Below are 15,898 nucleotides of genomic sequence, written 5' to 3'. Positions count from 1 at the left end.
CGCGTCGCTGCTCCCGGCGCTCCCCCGGCCCCGGACGGTCCTCGACCGTCCGGGGCCTTCGCGTCACCCGACCAGCGTCAGTGCGAGGACGGCCTCCGGCAGGGCGACGACCACCAGGCCGTCCGGGGTGACGGCGAGGGAGCGGACGGTCGCGCCGAGGCGGATGTCGGCGCCGCGGTGGCGCTCGCCCCAGCGGCGCAGCCGGAGCAGGCCGTCGGACCAGGCGGCGGCGAGCAGCAGCCCGGCGGGGGTGGCGCCGAGGGCGGTGGCGGTGACGGGGTGCGGGCGCCGGTCGACGGGGGCGGGCAGCGGGGGGCGGCCGGGCATCCAGGTCCAGACGCGGCCGTCCTCGCCGCCGCTGACCACCAGGGTGCCGCCGTCGGCGTCGGTGACGCCGACGGCGGTGACGGGGCCGTCGTGCAGCGGGGTCTCGGGGCGGTGGGTGAGGCCGGTGGAGAGCGTGCTGTGGCTGGTGGATCCGTCGGGGTGGCCGAAGACCAGCGCGTCGTGGTGGCCGGCGACGGCGGTGCAGGGGCCGAGGGTCTCGACGGTGCCGGGCGGTGCGCCGACCGCGCCGCCCACCGCGACCGGGCGGAGGGTGCCGGAGGCGTCCAGCAGCAGCGCCCCGCCGAACGGGGTGGCGGCGAGGGCGCGCGGGTGGGCTTCGACCGACTCGCCCGAAACGGGCCCGGGTTCGCCGGTGGCGGGGTCCGTGAGGCGCAGCGCCGTCCCGTCGGCGATCAGCAGGGAGCCGGCCGTCGGGCCGATGCCGAGCGCGGTCATGCAGGGGCCGGCGGCGGGGCGGTTCCAGACGGTGTGCCAGCGGGCGTCGGCGAGTTCGGCGCAGTGCGCGGCGGATTCGTCGTCGCGGCCGGTGAGGAAGGCGTGCAGGACGGCGGCGCGGTCGGCGGGGCGGGCGAGCGGGTCGCGGTCGGGCACGGCGAGCCGCCAGGCGTCGGCGAGGGCTCCGGCGGGTGCGCCGGCGTCCTTCGCGCGCTGGAACGCGGCGGTGACGGAGGCGGGTTCGGCGTACAGCAGCAGGTCGAGCTCGTCCAGCATCGGCGTGGCCGGGTCTCCGAGGGAGGCGTGCCGCAGCAGCAGCGCGAGCCGTTCGGGGTCGCTGGCGGCGAGGTCGGGCCCGCCGTCGGCGCGGACCGGGATGCCGCCGGCGACCTCCCACATCATCGCGGAGTGGTCGACGGGCGGCCGGTCGGCGGCGACCCGGTGGGCGACCTCGTCGGGGCGCAGCCGCCAGCGGTCGGCCATCGGCGGCGGGGGCAGCAGGTCGGCGGCGGACTTGACGGTCGGTTCGCCGCCGGCGCCGGGGAGGGTGGCCCACAGTTCGGTGCTGAGCGGCCCTTCGGCGGTGGACAGCGCGGTCAGGGCGCCGCGTTCGGCCGCGGGGAGGGCGGCCCACCAGGTGTCGGCGAGGGCGGTGGCGCGTTCGGCGGGCGGGCGGTCCGGGTCGAGGGCGGCGCCGGGGGTGCGGGCGGCGAGCTGGGCGAGACCGGGGCTGGGGTGGGTGGCGGCGGGGTCGACGGGGTGGCCGGCCAGCCGGGCGCACCAGGCGGCGTACTTCTCGGGGTCGGTCCACTGCGGCTGGTCGAGGTCGAGGACGGCGCCGCCCGGGGCGGCGGCGGTGAGCAGGTCGGCGGCGGGGCCGTGGGCGGCCTCGACGACCAGCAGCAGCCAGGGGACGGACAGCAGCGGGGCGAGCAGTTCGCCGGCCACCCGCTCGGGGGTGCCGGGCAGTCCGGCGCCGCCGGCCCGGTCGAGGTCGGTGACGACGACGGTGCGCGGGGTGCCGTCCTGGAGCACTTCGAGGAGTTCGGCGGGGGTGCCGGCGGTGAGTCCGAGCAGGTCGGCGAGTCGGGCGGTGGCCGAACGGACCGTCAGCCCTTCGACGTCCAGCAGTGCGTGGACGCGGCGTCCGGGCCGCGGGTGGTCGGGCGGGCAGGCGGCGGCCAGCCAGGTCAGCAGGTGGGTGCGGCCGCTGCCGGAGGAGCCGGCCACCCGGCACAGGCGCGGGCCCCGGGCGTCCTCCAGCCAGGCGAGCAGGGCCCGCCCGGCGGGCTTGCGGCCGGCCCCGAGCGGGGGCACGCCGGGCGGCGGCGCGTCGGCCGGGACGGGGTCGGCGAGCGGCCTGCCCAGCCGCGGGTTCGGCCGGAACGCCGCGCCCGGGCCGGGCGGCCAGCTGCCCTGCACGTTCTGGACGGGAATCCGCCCGGCCGGGTCGGCGCCCTCGTACAGGGCGTACCGCCAGGCGTTGCCGCCCCCGGTCCGCTCCTGGTCCTGTCCCTGCGTGCCGGTGTGCTGCTCGCCGCCGTTCACTGTGTGCGCTGTCCTTCGTGTCCTGTCCGGCCCCGTGTGCCGGCCCCCGTCCACGGGGCGGCACGGCCCGGCTGTCCCGCCCGGCGTGGCCTGTCCCCCGTACATCTCCGGCGGGCGTCAGCCTACTGGAGCTGCGCGTACGTCCGTCCGGCCGGAACCCGGGGGGCGGTCGGGAGCGTGGTGACGGGGAGTGGGGGCGGCGGAGGAGTGGAGGAGACGGCGTGATCATCTGGGTGAACGGGGCGTTCGGCAGTGGGAAGACGACGCTCGTCGACGAGGTGCGCGGGCGGCTGCCCGAGGCGTTGGTGTTCGATCCGGAGGAGGTCGGGTTCCTGCTGCGCCGGGTGGTGCCGGAGCCGTCGGGGGACTTCCAGGACCTTCCGCTGTGGCGGCGTCAGGTGGTGTCGCTGGCGGCCGGGTTGGCGGCGGAGTACGGGCGGCCGGTGCTGGTGCCGATGACGCTGGTGCGCCCGGCGTACCTGGCGGAGGTGTTCGGCGGCCTGGCGGCGGCCGGCGTCCCGGCCCGGCACTTCTTCCTGCGGGTGCCGGACGAGGTACTGGTGGCGCGGATCGACGGGCGCAGTTTCTTCCCGGACGATCCGGCGCGGGACGAGAAGGTGCGGGCCTGGTGCCGGTCGCGGATCGCGGAGTGCCGGGCGGCGGAGGCCGCGATGCCGCCGGAAACCGCTTTCCTGGACGGTGGACTGACGCCCGCGCAGCTCGCCGACCTGCTGCTGGCCGACGTCGCGCTGTGAGCTGACTCACACTGCGCGCCGCCGTGTCACTTTCCGCGGCCCGGAGAGGCTCTCAGCTCCGACACGATCGACAGTGATCGGCCGACCCGATCGACAGCGATCGGCGGCGATCGGCGGAGAGGACACCCGGGATGACCGAGGAGCGGGCGGCACAGGCGGCGGCACGGACGGCCTCCGACGAAGCCACGCGGGAGTACGCGGAGCACCGGGAGCTGCTGTTCTCCCTGGTCTACAACCTGCTCGGCAGCGTCGCCGACACCGAGGACGTGCTGCAGGACACCTGGCTGGCCTGGGCGGCGCGGCGCACGGACGTCGCGGCCCGGCCGGTGGAGCACCCGAAGGCGTACCTGGTGCGGGTGGCGGTGAACCGGGCGCTGGCCCAGCAGGCGGCGGTGAGCCGCCGGCGCGAGACGTACGTGGGGCCGTGGCTGCCGGAGCCGCTGGTGGGTCCGGCGGCGGAGCCGGGGGCGGCCGGGGACGCGCCGGCGGCGGTGGAGCGCGCCGAGTCGGTGTCGATGGCGCTGCTGGTGGTGCTGGAGACGCTGTCGCCGCTGGAGCGCAGCGCGTTCGTGCTGCACGAGGTGTTCGGGTACAGCGGCGCGGAGATCGCCGGAATCCTGGGGCGCAGCCCGGCGGCGGTGCGGCAGTTGACGAAACGGGCCAGGGAGCACGTGCGGGCCGGGCGGCCGCGGTACGAGCCGGAGCCGGCGGTGCGGCGGCAGGTGACGGAGCGTTTCCTGGCGGCGGCCCTCGGCGGTGATCTGGCGGCGCTGCTGGAGTTGCTGTCGCCGGAGGTGACGCTGTGGGGCGACGGCGGCGGGAAGGCGCCCGGGGGTCTGCGTCCGCTCACCGGCCGGGCCAAGGTGGCACGGCTGCTGGCGGGTCTGGCGCCGAGGGCGGGCCGCGGGCTGGACGTCGACTGGCGGACCGTCAACGGCGCGCCGGCGGCGGTGCTTTCGGCGTTCGGCCGGGCGTTCGCGGTGCTGGTGCTGGATCTGGCGCCGGACGGCGACCTGATCTCCGGCATCTACGCGGTGTCGAACCCGGACAAGCTCGGGGGTCTGGTGTGAACCGGGCGGCTCGGTGGTTGACGGCGCCCGCCGGTCGGCGCGGCAAGTGGGTGGTGCTGGCGCTGTGGGCGGTGCTGCTGATACCCGCCGTGCTGCTGGCGGGGCGGCTGGGCGGGGCGGAGCAGAACGACAACGCGGCGTGGCTGCCCGGTGGTGCGGAGTCCACCGCCGTGGTGCAGCGCGCCGCCGCGTTCGGGGCGGCGGACACCGTGCCGGCGATCGTCCTGTACGACCGTCCGTCCGGCGTCACGGCCTCCGATCTGGCGAAGGCGCAGGCCGACGCGGCGGCGTTCGGTTCGGTCCCGGCGGTGGTCGGCGCCGTGCAGGGGCCGGTGGCCTCGCCGGACGGGATGGCCCTGCAGACGGTCGTCCAGCTCCGCAAGGGCCGGGACGGCTGGGAGGGCCTGGGCCGCAGCGTGGACGCGCTGACCGCGATCGGCGCCGCGCACGCGGACGGCCTGGGGTTCCACGTCACGGGGCCCGCCGGGTACGCCTCCGACTCGATCAAGGCGTTCGGCGCGGGCGGCAGCCTGACCGCCGTCACCGCGGTCGTGGTGGTGCTGATCCTGCTGCTCACCTACCGCAGTCCGTGGCTGCCGCTGCTGTCGCTGGTCACCGTCGGCGGGGCGCTGGCGGTCGCGGAGGCGGCGGTGTTCCTGCTGGCCCGGCACGCCGGGCTGGTCGTCAACAAGCAGACCGGGTTCATCCTGGTGGTGCTGGTGTTCGGCGCGGCCACGGACTACGCGCTGCTGCTGATCGCCCGCTACCGCGAGGAATTGACACTCCATCATGATCCGCACCGCGCGATGGCGTTGGCGCTGCGCCGCTGCGCCCCGGCGATCACCGCCTCGGCGGCGACCGTCGCCGCCGGGCTCGTGCTGCTCGTCCTCGCCGAGCTGAACTCCACCCGGGGCATGGGCCCGGCCTGCGCGGTCGGCGTCCTGGTCGGCTGGCTGGCGATGCTCACCCTGATGCCCGCCCTGCTGGTCGTCTGCGGACGCCGCGCGTTCTGGCCGCGCCGCCCCGAGTACGGCGCCGCCGCACCCGCCGGCGGCCGGATCTGGACCCGCCTGGGCGACGCGATCGCCCGCCGCCCGCGCGCCGTCTGGATCGGCACGGCCCTCGCCCTCGGCGCGCTCGCCCTCGGCTGCTTCTCGCTGCGTGCGGACGGCCTCGCCGACACCGAGCAGTTCACCGGCCACCCGCAGACCGCCGTCGGCAAGCAGATCCAGTCGGCGCACTTCCCGGCCGGTGCGGGCGACCCGCTGTACGTGGTGGCGAACGCGGACGCCGCCGAGCCCGTACGCGCCGAACTCTCCGCCCTGCCGGGCATATTGACGGTTCATCAGCCGATGGTCTCCGGGTCCCGGGCCCTGCTCACCGCCGAGCTGTCCGCGGATCCGAGCAGCCGGGACGCGCTGCACACCGTCTCCCTCGCCCGCACCGCGGTGCACGCCGTGCCGGGCGCGGACGCGCTGGTCGGCGGGACGACCGCGATCGCCCTCGACACCCGGGACGCGGCGGCCCACGACGACGCCCTGATCATCCCCGTGGTGCTGCTGACGGTCCTGCTGATCCTCGCCGTCCTGCTCCGCTCGGCCGTCGGCCCGCTGCTGCTGATCGGCACCGTGGTGCTCTCCTTCGGCGCGGCTCTCGGGGTCTCCGCCCTGGTCTTCCGCCACCTGTTCCACTTCGCCGGGACGGACGCCGCCTTCCCCCTGCTCGCCTTCGTCTTCCTGGTCGCCCTCGGCGTCGACTACAACATCTTCCTGGTCACCCGCATCCGCGAGGACGCCCGCACCCTCGGCACCCGCCGCGCGGCCGGCACCGCCCTCACCGCCACCGGCGGCGTCATCACCTCCGCCGGCCTGGTCCTCGCCGGCACCTTCGCCGCGATGGCCTCCCTCCCCCTGGTCTTCGCCGCCGAACTCGGCTTCACCGTCGCCTTCGGCGTCCTCCTCGACACCCTGATCGTCCGCTCCGTCCTCGTCACCGCCCTCACCCACCACACCGGCCCCCACCTCTGGTGGCCCACCCGCCACCCCTGACCCCGGCAGCTCCCCGCCGCCGGCACACCGCCCCGTCGATCGACAGCCGCACGAACCCGCGCCGGCGCGTTCGCGCAGGTGGTCCTGCCCGTGCCCGGGAGGCCGCACATCGGCGCCACCGTGTTCAATCGCCCGGTCATCCGGCCAGGTTGGGCCCGAACGGGACGGCCGTGTCGATCCGCGTTGTTTACCTGGTCTATGACGACCCGAAACCTGGCGTGCCCCGGCGGGAGTGGAGGCGGCTCCGATCGGCGGGCCGGCCGTGATTGCGGCCGGGGGTACTTCCTCGGCGTTCGTTTCGGGGGATGCCGGGGCCGTCGTGCGGTAATTCGCGGGCGGCCCGGCGGTCGGTGCGCAGGCCTACTTCTCGCCGATAGGCCGCAGGCCCCGGCGGCCGCCGAAAAGTTCACCGTTCCGGGTGATCCGGCGTGCCGCCCGAAACGGCCCCGGCCGTCCGCACCGGGGTGATGGTGCGGTCGAACGGGGCCGTCGATGTCTGTGCGCCTACTGCCGTCAGACCAGGTGGTCGAAGGCTCCGGCCTTCGCGCCCTGAACCATGGCCCGGATCTCGTCGCGGGTGTAGACGAGCGGCGTCTGCTCCGGCCGCTTGGAGTCACGGACGGCGATGAACGCGCCGACCACGCCGAACTCCACGCAGTTGTCGTTGCCCCCGCTGAACGGGGACTTCTCCCAGGCGACCGCTGAGAAGTCCAGTTCGGCGGGGACGGGCTTGGTGGTGCTCAACTCTTACAGCTCCTTGAGAATCTTGCTGATCTGGCTGCGGGTCTCGGGTGGGCCGAGGGCACGGGCCCGCAGATGGTCGAAGACCTCGGTGTAGCGCTCCACATCCTCGGATCCCTCGAAGTACACCGAGTTGGTGAGATTCTCCACCCAAACCACCTCCGGATTCGAATCCGGGAAACCCATCAGCATGAACGATCCGTACAGTCCGGGATGGAAGCCGGCCGAGAACGGCAGCAACTGAAGCGCGACTCCCGGACGCGGCGAGAGCTTGAGCAGGTGCTCCAACTGCCCTTTCAAAACAGTTCGGTTGCTCCCGATCCGCGCTATCGCTGCCTCGTCGATCACGGCCCAGAGCTTCGGAGCGCCCTCGCGGTCCAGCAGCTTCTCCTGCCGTTCCATCCGCAACGCCACGAGCGCGTCGATCTGGCGGTCCGTCAGATCGACCCGCATCTCGGCGATGACCCGGCGCGCGTAGTCCGCGGTCTGCAACAGGCCCGGCATCAGCTGGGGTTCGTACGACCGCAGGCTGCTGGCGCTGGACTCCAGTGCGAGATACCCGCCGTACTGGGTGGTGTTGATGACCGCCGAGTACTTCTTCCACCACTGCTGGCGCTGGGCCTGGTCGGCGCGGACCAGGTCCAGGATGTCCTCCCGCTCGGCCGGATCGGTGACCTGGTAGCAGTCCAGCAGGGCCTTCACCAGCAGCGGAGTGGTTCCCCGGTCGCCGTTCTCGATCCGGCTCAGTGAGCTCTGGTTGACCTCCACCACCTCGGCCACCTGGGTCAGCGTCAGCTCGCACTCGTCCCTCAACTCCTTGAGTCTGGACGCGAGCTGACGCCGGTAGACCGACTTGGGCGTGGGGTTTCTCTTCGCCATGGGCGGCAGTCTCCACCGAGCCGAGACCGCACAGCAACTAGATCGGGGGAAATCCGGCTGGGCATATTGCCCACTCGGCAATCATGGAGGCATGCTGACTCCAGGTAGCGCGCCGTGACTCCATTGTCGCTCCTCGTGGCACAGTCCATCGCCTGCCTCGCACCGGCCACCGGGGTGTTCAACTGCCCCGGCACCGGCGCGACCGCCGAACCCTTGAGCGATCCACCGCCCCACCAGTGGGCCGACGGATCGCTCCACCGCACCGGAGCCCGCCATGCGCGAATCCCTCGCCCCCTCACCGCACAAGTCCGGCTCCACCCAGGGCTTCTATCTCTCACCCCGCCATGACGGCTTCGTCCTGCACATGAACGCGGGCCCCGCACACCTGGTCGAGATGCGCGCCCAGGTCTTCAAGGCCGTGACGTCGGCCGGCGCCACGGAGGAGGTCGCGGACGCCGCCCGCCTGGTGGCGAGCGAACTCGTCGGCAACGCCGTGCGCCTGTGCGGCCCGCACGCCCCCGTCGTCGTACTCGTGTCCCACACCGAACAGCAGGTCGTCGTCGAGGTCCACGACCCCGAGCCGACCGTCCTGCCCTGCCGTTCCGCCGAACCCCCGGACAACCCCCGGGCCAACACCGGCCGCGGCCTCTGGATCCTCGACGCCCTCGCCCCGGGCTGGACCGTCACCCCCACGCCCCTCGGCAAGCAGATCACCTGCACCCTCCCCCGCCACTGATCTCCGCCCGCGCCGCCGCCGGCGGCCCCCTCACCACCCCCGCCGCAGCCCCAGCGGGTTCCGCAGGCGGGAGATCAACTCCCGGCGCAGGGCGCGGTCCTGCGCGGTCTCGGCCGGGAGGTCCAGTTGGACGATGTCGACGCCCGCGGCGCGCAGGAGGTGGATGCGGGTGGCGACGGTGGCGGGGGATCCGGTGTAGGCGTTGGCGAGGTTCCGGCGGATGTAGGAGGCGATCTGGTCGGGGCCGGCGAGGCCCCGCTCGCGGTCGCGGTCGAGGGCGACGGCGTCCAGGTGGCGGGTGGACTCGGGGCCCGCCGCCAGGCGGATCGCGTCGCGGCGCAGGCGCCGCAGGTGCTGCTGGGCGGCCGTGTCGGTGTCGGCGAGGACGACGGTGACGTGCCGCCAGATCCGCAGGGTGCGGCCGTGCCGGGCGGCGGCGACGCGGGCTTCGGCGATCCGCAGCCGGGTGTCGGGCAGCGGCAGCGGGGGCACGGCGTACACCTGCGCGTACTTCGCGGCGAGTTCGACGCCCTGCGCCGAGGAGCCGCCGAAGGACAGCAACTCGCTGCCGGGCGCGGGCCGCAGGCCGGGTCTGGCGGCGCGCAGCGTGTAGTACTCGCCGTGGTGGTCGAGGTCGGTCTCGGTGGCGAGGTACCGGGTGAAGACCGAGAGGTACTCGTCGGCGCGCCGGTAGCGCTCCGCCTTGGGCAGGGTGTCGCCGTCCCGGGCGACGTCCGCGTCGCTGGAGCCGATGATCACGTGGGCGCTGATCCGGCCGCCGGAGAGCCGGTCCAGGGTGGCGAGCGAGCGGGCGGCGGCGGTCGGCGAGGTGGTGCCGATGCGGTGGGCGGCGGCGATCCGCAGTCGGCTGGTGGCGGCGAGCGCCCAGCCGGCCACCAGCCACGGGTCCGGCCAGGAGGAGGACTGGACGACGAGCGCGCTGTCCAGGCCGTCCTCCTCCAACTCCCGTGCGGTGCGGCTGATGTGGGCCGGGTCGGCGGTGCGTTCGCGCGGGTCGGGTGCCCAGCGCAGGGCCTGCCGTTCGGCGGGGGTGTTGCCGAGGACGGCGGCGGCGCGGACGCCGCCGCGCAGTTCGAGCTCCATCGAAAGGTCTCCAGGTGACAGACGTGCTTCACGGTGGCGGGCGGGCCGCCGGACGGCGGCCCGCCGCGGGACAGTCGGCGGTCACCTCGCGGCGGGCCCGAGCCGGGCGAGGGTGTCGAGCAGCCGGGTGCGGCTGGTGAACACCTCGGGCGGCAGCGAGACGTACAGCTGGATGGCGGTGACTCCGGGCTGCTGGTAGCGCAGGATCTGTTCGCGGCACTCCTCGGGCGAGCCGCTCAGGAACAGCGTGTCGACGACCTCGTCGGGCAGCGCCCGCTGCGCGCCCTCGTGGTCGCCGTCGGCCCAGCGCTTGTGCGTCTCGGCGAGCAACTCCCCGTTGCCGAGCCACTGATGGAACTTGCGGTAGGGCTCCCGGTTGAGGATCCAGGCCAGGAACGGCCGGCTGGCGCGGTGCGCGTACGCGGTGTCCTCGGTGGGGCAGACGAACACCTTGACGACGAGCTCCTTGCCGGGCGGCTGCGGCCCGACCGCGTCCAGCACCTTCGGCAGGTCCTGGGCGCCGAGCAGGTTGGTGATCGCGCCGTCGCCCTCGGTGAAGCCGAGCCGGAGCATGCCCGGCCGCAGCGCGCCGAGGATGACCTTGACCGGTTCGGTCGGCGGGTGCGGCAGGCGGTAGCCGGTGATGGAGAAGGTGTCGAACTCGCCCGCGACGTGTTCTCCGCGCAGCGCGGCGGTGAGGAACCGCAGCACGTCCCTGGTCCGCTTGAACGGCTCGTCGAACGGAATGCCGTTGATGTCGGTGACGTGCGCGGGAACCGACGCCCCGATGCCCAACAGCACGCGCCCGGGGGCGAGTTGGGCGAGCGTGGCGGCGGTCTGGGCGAGCACGGCGGGCCCGCGGGTGTGCACGGGGACGATGCCGGTGGCGACCCGCAGGTGCGGCGACCAGGCGGCGGTGGCGGCGAGCGGGGTGAACGCGTCGGTGCCGCCGCCCTCCGCGCTCCACACGTCGGTGTAGCCGAGTTCCGGCAGCCGCTCCACCAGGAAGCGGTGACGGTCGATGGTGAGCCCGGGCAGCGGCAGGGTGATGCCCCAGGCCGGCGTTCGGTTCTGCGTGCTCAATTAACTACCTCTTCCGATACATGAATTGACGGCTCGTCACTTTCCGACCCGGACGGTGGTGAGGTCGAGGAACCAGGACTGCGGCTGGACGAGCCCGTGGACGGTCGGCGCGAGGGCGCGCGGGTTGCGGTCGTTGACCACGAACAGCCACGGCGCGTCCTCGGTGACCTGGCGCAGCGCGCTGCGGTAGTCGGTCTGCCGGGCCGCCCGGTCGGGCTCGGCGGCGGCCGCGGAGATCAGGCCGTCGACCGCCGGGTTGGCGTAATGCCCGGTCCAGAACGGGCTGTTGGAGCCGATGAACAGCGGCAGCAGCGCCTCGGACTGGAACAGCGTGGTGGACTGCGCGATGGCGTCGGAGCCGAGCGCGACCTGGCCCTTGGCCTCGGCGCCGATCAGGGTGGTCCAGTCGGTGGTGCGGATCTCCACCTTGATGCCGACGGCGGCGAGGTCGCGTTGCAGCGCCTCGGTGATCGGGACGGGCAGCAGGTTGCCGGAGCCGCCGGTGGGCACCGTCACCGAGGTGCCGAACCCGTTCGGGTAGCCGGCCGCGGCGAGCAACTGCCGCGCCTTGTCCGGGTCGTGGGAGTACCGGTTGCCGGCCGGGTCGTAGGCGGCGGTGGCCCGCGGCGCGGCCTGGTACGCGGGGTCGGCGGTGCCGTGCAGCAGGGTGTCGGCGATGGCCTGCCGGTCGATGGCGTAGTTGGCGGCCTGCCGGACCCGCACGTCCGCCCACGGGCCCTTGGCGGTGTCGAGGATCCAGTACCACAGGTGGTCGTAGCTGTTGGTGAGGATCTGCGCGCCGGCGGCCTTCAGGCTGTCCAGGTCGTCGGGGTTCGGGTACTCGATCCAGTTGACGCCGCCGGAGCGCAGCGCGGCGGTGCGGGCGGCCGCGTCGGGCAGCGCCTTGACGATCAGCCGGTCGAGTTTGGGTGCGCCGCGCCAGTAGGAGCGGTTGGCGGCGAGTTCGACCTGTTGGCCCTCGGTCTGCGAGACGAATCCGAACGGGCCGGTGCCGACGGGGTGTTGGGAGAAGTTGGCGGTGCCGCTCTTGCGCACGGCGGTGGGGCTGGCGATCAGGACGTGTGCGAGGTCCTCGGGGAAGTGCCCGTTGGGTGCGGTGGTGACCAGTTCGATGTGGGTGTCGTCGGTCTTGCGGTAGGACGCGATGTCGCCGGCGTACTCCTTGGCGGCGGCGCCGAGCGCGGCGGTGTACTCCGGGTCGGCCGGGTCCAGGTAGCGGTGCAGGTTGAACAGCACCGCGTCGGCGTCGAACGGTGTGCCGTCCTGGAAGGTGACGCCCTGCCGGAGGGTGAAGGTCCAGGTCAGACGGTCCGGGGCGACCTGCCAGGACTCGGCGAGCGCTCCCGTGACCTGCGGCGGCCGGTCGGTGTCCTTGAGCAGCTCGTACCGGGTGAGTCCTTCGTAGATCTGGAAGCTCAGCAGGCGCTTGCCCTCGAATCCGGCGCCGCCGATCACGGTGTCCAGGTTCGGCAGTTTCCCGGTCGCCCCGATCACCAGCGTGCCGCCACCGGCTCCGGCTGCGCCGTCTCCCGCCCCGGCGTCCGTGGTGGCGGCGCAGCCGGCGCTCGCCAGCAGGACGGCGGCGGCGGCGAGCGCGGCGGCTCTGGAACGGATGCGGGCGTACGTGCTCATGACGGTCCTTCGTTCGGTTCGGTGGTGGTGCGGACGTCCGGGTCGCGCAGTGCGACTGCCGGGCCGGAGGCGGCCAACAGGTCTCGGGTATAGGGGTGTTGGAGTGACGACCAGAGGGTTTCGGTGGGGCCCTGCTCGACCACTCGGCCTGCGCGCAGCACCAGGGTGCGGTGGGCGAAGCGGGCGACGGCGGCCAGGTCGTGCGAGACGAACAGGTAGGCGGTGCCGGTGCGTTCGCGCAGTTCGGTCAGCAGCTCCAGCAGCCGCCGCTGGGTGGCGGGGTCGAGCGCGGAGGTCGGCTCGTCGCAGACCACCAGGGCCGGTCCGGTCGCCAACGCCCGTGCCACGGCGACGCGTTGCAGCTGCCCGCCGGAGAGTTCCCGGGGGAACCGGCGGGCCAGCTCCGGCGCCAGACCCACCTGCCGGAACAACTCACCGACCCGCTCCGCTCGTTGACGTCTCGGCACGCCGTGCACGCGCAGCGCGAAACCGACGGCCTCGCCGGCCCGCAGCGCCGGGTTCAGCGACCCGCGCGGATGCTGCGGCACGAACTGCAGCCTCGCCCGCACCGCCCGGTCGGCCCGCGCCCGCAGCCGTGTCGGGTCGCGCCCCTCGAACGCCACCGCCCCGCCGTCCGGCCGCACCAGCCCCAGCGCGAGCCGCGCCAGCGTCGACTTCCCGGACCCGGACTCCCCCACCAGCGCGACGGCCTCGCCGGCCCGCACCTCCAGGCTCACGCCGCGGACGGCCGGCTTCCCGGCCCAGCTCTTGGAGACGTCGTCGAGCCGCAGCAGCGGGGCGGAGTCGAGTCGGTCGGAAGTCGTCATCGGTGAGCACCCGCAGACGTGGTGGCGGTCGGAACGAGCAGGGTCTCGGCGGGGCCGGTGGCGGTCGGGCGGCCGTGGTCGAGCACGGCGACGGTGCCGCCGATCCGGGCGGCGGCCGAGAGGTCGTGGGTGACCAGGAGCAGGGCGAGGCCCTGCTCGGTGCGCAGCGTGGTGAACAGGTCGAGGATGTGCGCCCGGACGACGGCGTCCAGGGCGGTGGTGGGTTCGTCGGCGATCAGCAACTCGGGCCCGCACGCCACCGCGAGCGCGATCGCGGCTCGCTGGCGCAGCCCGCCGGAGAGTTCGTGCGGGTACGCGGCGGCCGTCCGCGCCGGGTCCGGCAGGCCGGCGGCGGCGAGCAGCGGCAGCGCGGCCGCCCTCGCCGCCCTGCGGCTCTCGGCCAGGCCGTGCCGGCGCAGCACCTCCGCGAGCTGGTCGCCGATCCGGCGCAGCGGGTCGAGCGTCGCGGACGGGTCCTGCGGGACGTAGCCGATCCGCCGCCCCCGAATGTCCGTCAACTCCCGTTCGGACAGCCCCAACAGTTCGGTCCCGCCGAGCCGTACCGAGCCCGTGACGTGCGCGCCCCGCCCGGGCAGCCCGAGCACCGTCCGCGCCACCGTGGTCTTCCCACTGCCGGACTCGCCGAGCAGGACCAGCGCTTCCCCGGCCGCGAGAGCGAGGCTGACGCCGTCCACGGCCCGCACGCCGCCGGGGTACTCGACCGTCAGCTCGTCGATCGCCAGCACGCAATCGGATGTCTGCGGACGTGGTGTGCGCTTGTCGCGCCGTTCCGTCCCCTCGCTTCCCCGGGGGGACCTCCAGCTCCCCCGGCTTCGCGCCCGTCCGCGTCCCGCACTCGCCTGCCCACCCGCCCCGAGCGCCTCTCCGAGGACGTTGAACAGCACCGACACCACCAGAATCACCAGCGCCGGAATCGCCGCCAGCCACGGATGCGTGAAGATCGCCGGCCGCAGCTCGTCGAGCATCGCCCCCCACTCGGGCGTGGGCGGCGCGACGCCGAGCCCGAGGAACGACAGCCCGGCCGCGTACACGATCGCGAGCCCGACCAGCGAGGTCGCGTACACCAGGACGACGGGGGCGACCACCGGCAGGACCTGCCGCAGCACCAGCGCGGCCCAGGTCGCGCCGCTGACTCTCGCGGCGTCCAGGTACTCCGCCGAGCGGATGCGCCGGGTCTCGGTGAAGGCGACGCGGGCGACGGCCGGGGTGAGGACGACGGACAGCGCCAGCACGGTCGCGGTCAGGCCGGGCGTGAGCAGCGTCGCGACGGCGATGGCGAGCAGGACGCCGGGGAAGGCGTACAGGACGTCGAGGGTGCGCAGCAGGGCCTGTTCGGTGAGGCGTCCGCCGAGTCCGGCGGCGATGCCGAGCAGGGCGCCGAGCAGGGCGGCCACCGCGACGGGCAGCAGGCCGGCGGTGAGGGACGGGCGGGCGGCCCAGAGGAGGCGGCTGAGCAGGTCGCGTCCCTGGGTGTCGGTGCCGAGCGGGTGGCCCGGGGTGCCGGGGTCGAGCAGCCGCTCGGCGAGGTGTCCGGCGGTGGGGTCGGCGGGGGCGAGCAGCGGCGCGGCGACGGCCAGCAGGACGGGAAGCAGTGCGCCGGCGGCCACCAGGGCGAGGCGGAGTCGATTTGTCGTCATGTCAGCTGGTCCGCACCCGGGGGTCGATCGCGGCGTGTGCGGCGTCGACCAGCAGGTTGATGCCGACGAAGGCGGTGCCGACGATCAGCACGCCGCCCTGGATCAGCGGCAGGTCGCGGGCGGTGAGCGCGTCGTAGAGCAGCCGGCCGAGGCCGGGCCAGGCGAACAGGGTCTCCACGAAGACCACTCCCTCCAGCAGGTACGCGAGTTGCAGGCCGCCGATGGTGAGCAGCGCGGGCGAGGCGTTGTGCGCGCAGTGCCGCAGGACGGCGGCGCGGCCGAGGCCGCGGGCGCGCAGGCCGTCGGCGAGGTCGCCGTCCAGGACGCTGGAGAGCGCGGCGCGGTGGACCCGTGCGGTGAGGCCGAGCGGGACGAGGGCGGCGGCGGTCGCGGGCAGCAGCAGGTGGCGCAGCAGGTCGCCGGGCCCGCCGGCGGCGAACGCGTCGTGGGTGCCGCCGGCCGGGAGGAGTTGCCAGTGGACGGCGAACACCGCGATCAGCAGCAGCGCCACCGAGTACTGCGGGGCGGAGACGGCGAGGGTGGAGGCCGCGCCGCACAGGCGTCCCCACCAGCCGTGCGGGCGCAGTGCGCCGAGGGTGCCGAGCAGGACGCCGCCGGCCAGCACCAGGGCGAACGCGGCGGCGGTGAGCGTCAGGGTCTGGCCGAGGGCGGGCAGCAGCAGCGCGGTGACGGGGCGTTGGGTGGAGACCGAGGTGCCGAGGTCGCCGGTGAGGGCGTGGCCGAGCCAGTCGAGGTAGCGGACGGGCAGCGGCCGGTCGAGTCCGATCCGTTCCGCCAGGGCCTGCCGGGCTTCGGCGGGTGCGCCGGGTCCGAGGAACGCGGTGACGGGGTCGCCGGGGACGAGCGCGACGGTGGCGAAGACGACGGCGCTCACCCCCAGCAGGGTGGGCACCGCGAGCAGCAGGCGGCGCAGCAGGAACCCGGTCACGGCGTGCTCGGGCGGTGCGGGACGGTGGCGGGCATCGGCGGCGGGTCCTCCGGTTCGGCGACGG

13 protein-coding genes are annotated in these 15,898 nt (G+C 74.6%); 4 read left to right on the top strand and 9 right to left on the bottom strand.

Going from position 1 to position 15,898, the window contains the following annotated elements:
* Positions 1–63: 63 nt before the first annotated feature.
* Positions 64–2,331 (bottom strand): hypothetical protein, encoded by a 2,268-nt coding sequence (locus tag ACIQF6_RS01775; protein WP_400888793.1) that lies wholly within the window; start codon positions 2,329–2,331, stop codon positions 64–66.
* Between the two features lie 221 nt (positions 2,332–2,552).
* Between ACIQF6_RS01775 and ACIQF6_RS01770 the strand changes: the two genes are divergently transcribed.
* The 3 genes from ACIQF6_RS01770 to ACIQF6_RS01760 all read left to right on the top strand — a co-directional run bounded on the left by ACIQF6_RS01770 (position 2,553) and on the right by ACIQF6_RS01760 (position 6,204).
* Positions 2,553–3,086, top strand: coding sequence for an AAA family ATPase (locus ACIQF6_RS01770; protein ID WP_400888790.1), 534 nt, complete (start codon positions 2,553–2,555; stop codon positions 3,084–3,086).
* A 131-nt stretch (positions 3,087–3,217) separates the two neighbouring features.
* On the top strand, positions 3,218–4,156 hold the full coding sequence (sigJ, locus tag ACIQF6_RS01765) for an RNA polymerase sigma factor SigJ (RefSeq protein WP_400888787.1): 939 nt from the start codon (positions 3,218–3,220) through the stop codon (positions 4,154–4,156).
* A gap of 17 nt (positions 4,157–4,173) precedes the next feature.
* Positions 4,174–6,204, top strand: coding sequence for an MMPL family transporter (locus ACIQF6_RS01760; RefSeq protein ID WP_400888784.1), 2,031 nt, complete (start codon positions 4,174–4,176; stop codon positions 6,202–6,204).
* A gap of 513 nt (positions 6,205–6,717) precedes the next feature.
* Here ACIQF6_RS01760 and ACIQF6_RS01755 read toward each other — a convergent pair.
* Positions 6,718–6,948, bottom strand: a complete 231-nt coding sequence (locus tag ACIQF6_RS01755) for a DUF397 domain-containing protein (protein ID WP_400888781.1) — start codon at positions 6,946–6,948, stop codon at positions 6,718–6,720.
* 3 nt (positions 6,949–6,951) lie between these two features.
* Complete coding sequence (locus ACIQF6_RS01750) at positions 6,952–7,824, bottom strand: helix-turn-helix transcriptional regulator (protein ID WP_400888778.1); 873 nt, start codon at positions 7,822–7,824, stop codon at positions 6,952–6,954.
* Positions 7,825–8,098: 274 nt separating this feature from the next.
* Between ACIQF6_RS01750 and ACIQF6_RS01745 the strand changes: the two genes are divergently transcribed.
* Positions 8,099–8,560 (top strand): ATP-binding protein, encoded by a 462-nt coding sequence (locus ACIQF6_RS01745; protein WP_400888775.1) that lies wholly within the window; start codon positions 8,099–8,101, stop codon positions 8,558–8,560.
* 30 nt (positions 8,561–8,590) lie between these two features.
* Here ACIQF6_RS01745 and ACIQF6_RS01740 read toward each other — a convergent pair whose 3' ends face one another.
* The 6 genes from ACIQF6_RS01740 to ACIQF6_RS01715 form a co-directional block, all read right to left on the bottom strand.
* The gene (locus ACIQF6_RS01740; protein ID WP_400888772.1) at positions 8,591–9,664 is read right to left on the bottom strand and encodes an LLM class flavin-dependent oxidoreductase; all 1,074 of its coding nucleotides are present in this window, start codon (positions 9,662–9,664) and stop codon (positions 8,591–8,593) included.
* An 81-nt stretch (positions 9,665–9,745) separates the two neighbouring features.
* Positions 9,746–10,747 (bottom strand): LLM class F420-dependent oxidoreductase, encoded by a 1,002-nt coding sequence (locus ACIQF6_RS01735; protein WP_400888769.1) that lies wholly within the window; start codon positions 10,745–10,747, stop codon positions 9,746–9,748.
* Between the two features lie 36 nt (positions 10,748–10,783).
* Positions 10,784–12,400, bottom strand: a complete 1,617-nt coding sequence (locus ACIQF6_RS01730) for an ABC transporter substrate-binding protein (protein ID WP_400888766.1) — start codon at positions 12,398–12,400, stop codon at positions 10,784–10,786.
* The gene (locus ACIQF6_RS01725) at positions 12,397–13,227 is read right to left on the bottom strand and encodes an ABC transporter ATP-binding protein (protein ID WP_400888763.1); all 831 of its coding nucleotides are present in this window, start codon (positions 13,225–13,227) and stop codon (positions 12,397–12,399) included. Before ACIQF6_RS01725 ends, ACIQF6_RS01730 begins: the two co-directional genes overlap by 4 nt.
* The gene (locus ACIQF6_RS01720; RefSeq protein ID WP_400888760.1) at positions 13,224–14,885 is read right to left on the bottom strand and encodes an ATP-binding cassette domain-containing protein; all 1,662 of its coding nucleotides are present in this window, start codon (positions 14,883–14,885) and stop codon (positions 13,224–13,226) included. The genes ACIQF6_RS01725 and ACIQF6_RS01720 overlap by 4 nt, the downstream gene beginning before the upstream one ends.
* Position 14,886: 1 nt before the next feature.
* Positions 14,887–15,834, bottom strand: coding sequence for an ABC transporter permease (locus ACIQF6_RS01715; protein WP_400888757.1), 948 nt, complete (start codon positions 15,832–15,834; stop codon positions 14,887–14,889).
* Positions 15,835–15,898 lie beyond the last annotated feature (64 nt).

It is taken from the genome of Kitasatospora sp. NPDC092948 (assembly GCF_044754805.1).
Taxonomy (GTDB): domain Bacteria; phylum Actinomycetota; class Actinomycetes; order Streptomycetales; family Streptomycetaceae; genus Kitasatospora.
This window is presented reverse-complemented; position numbering and strand designations above follow the sequence as displayed.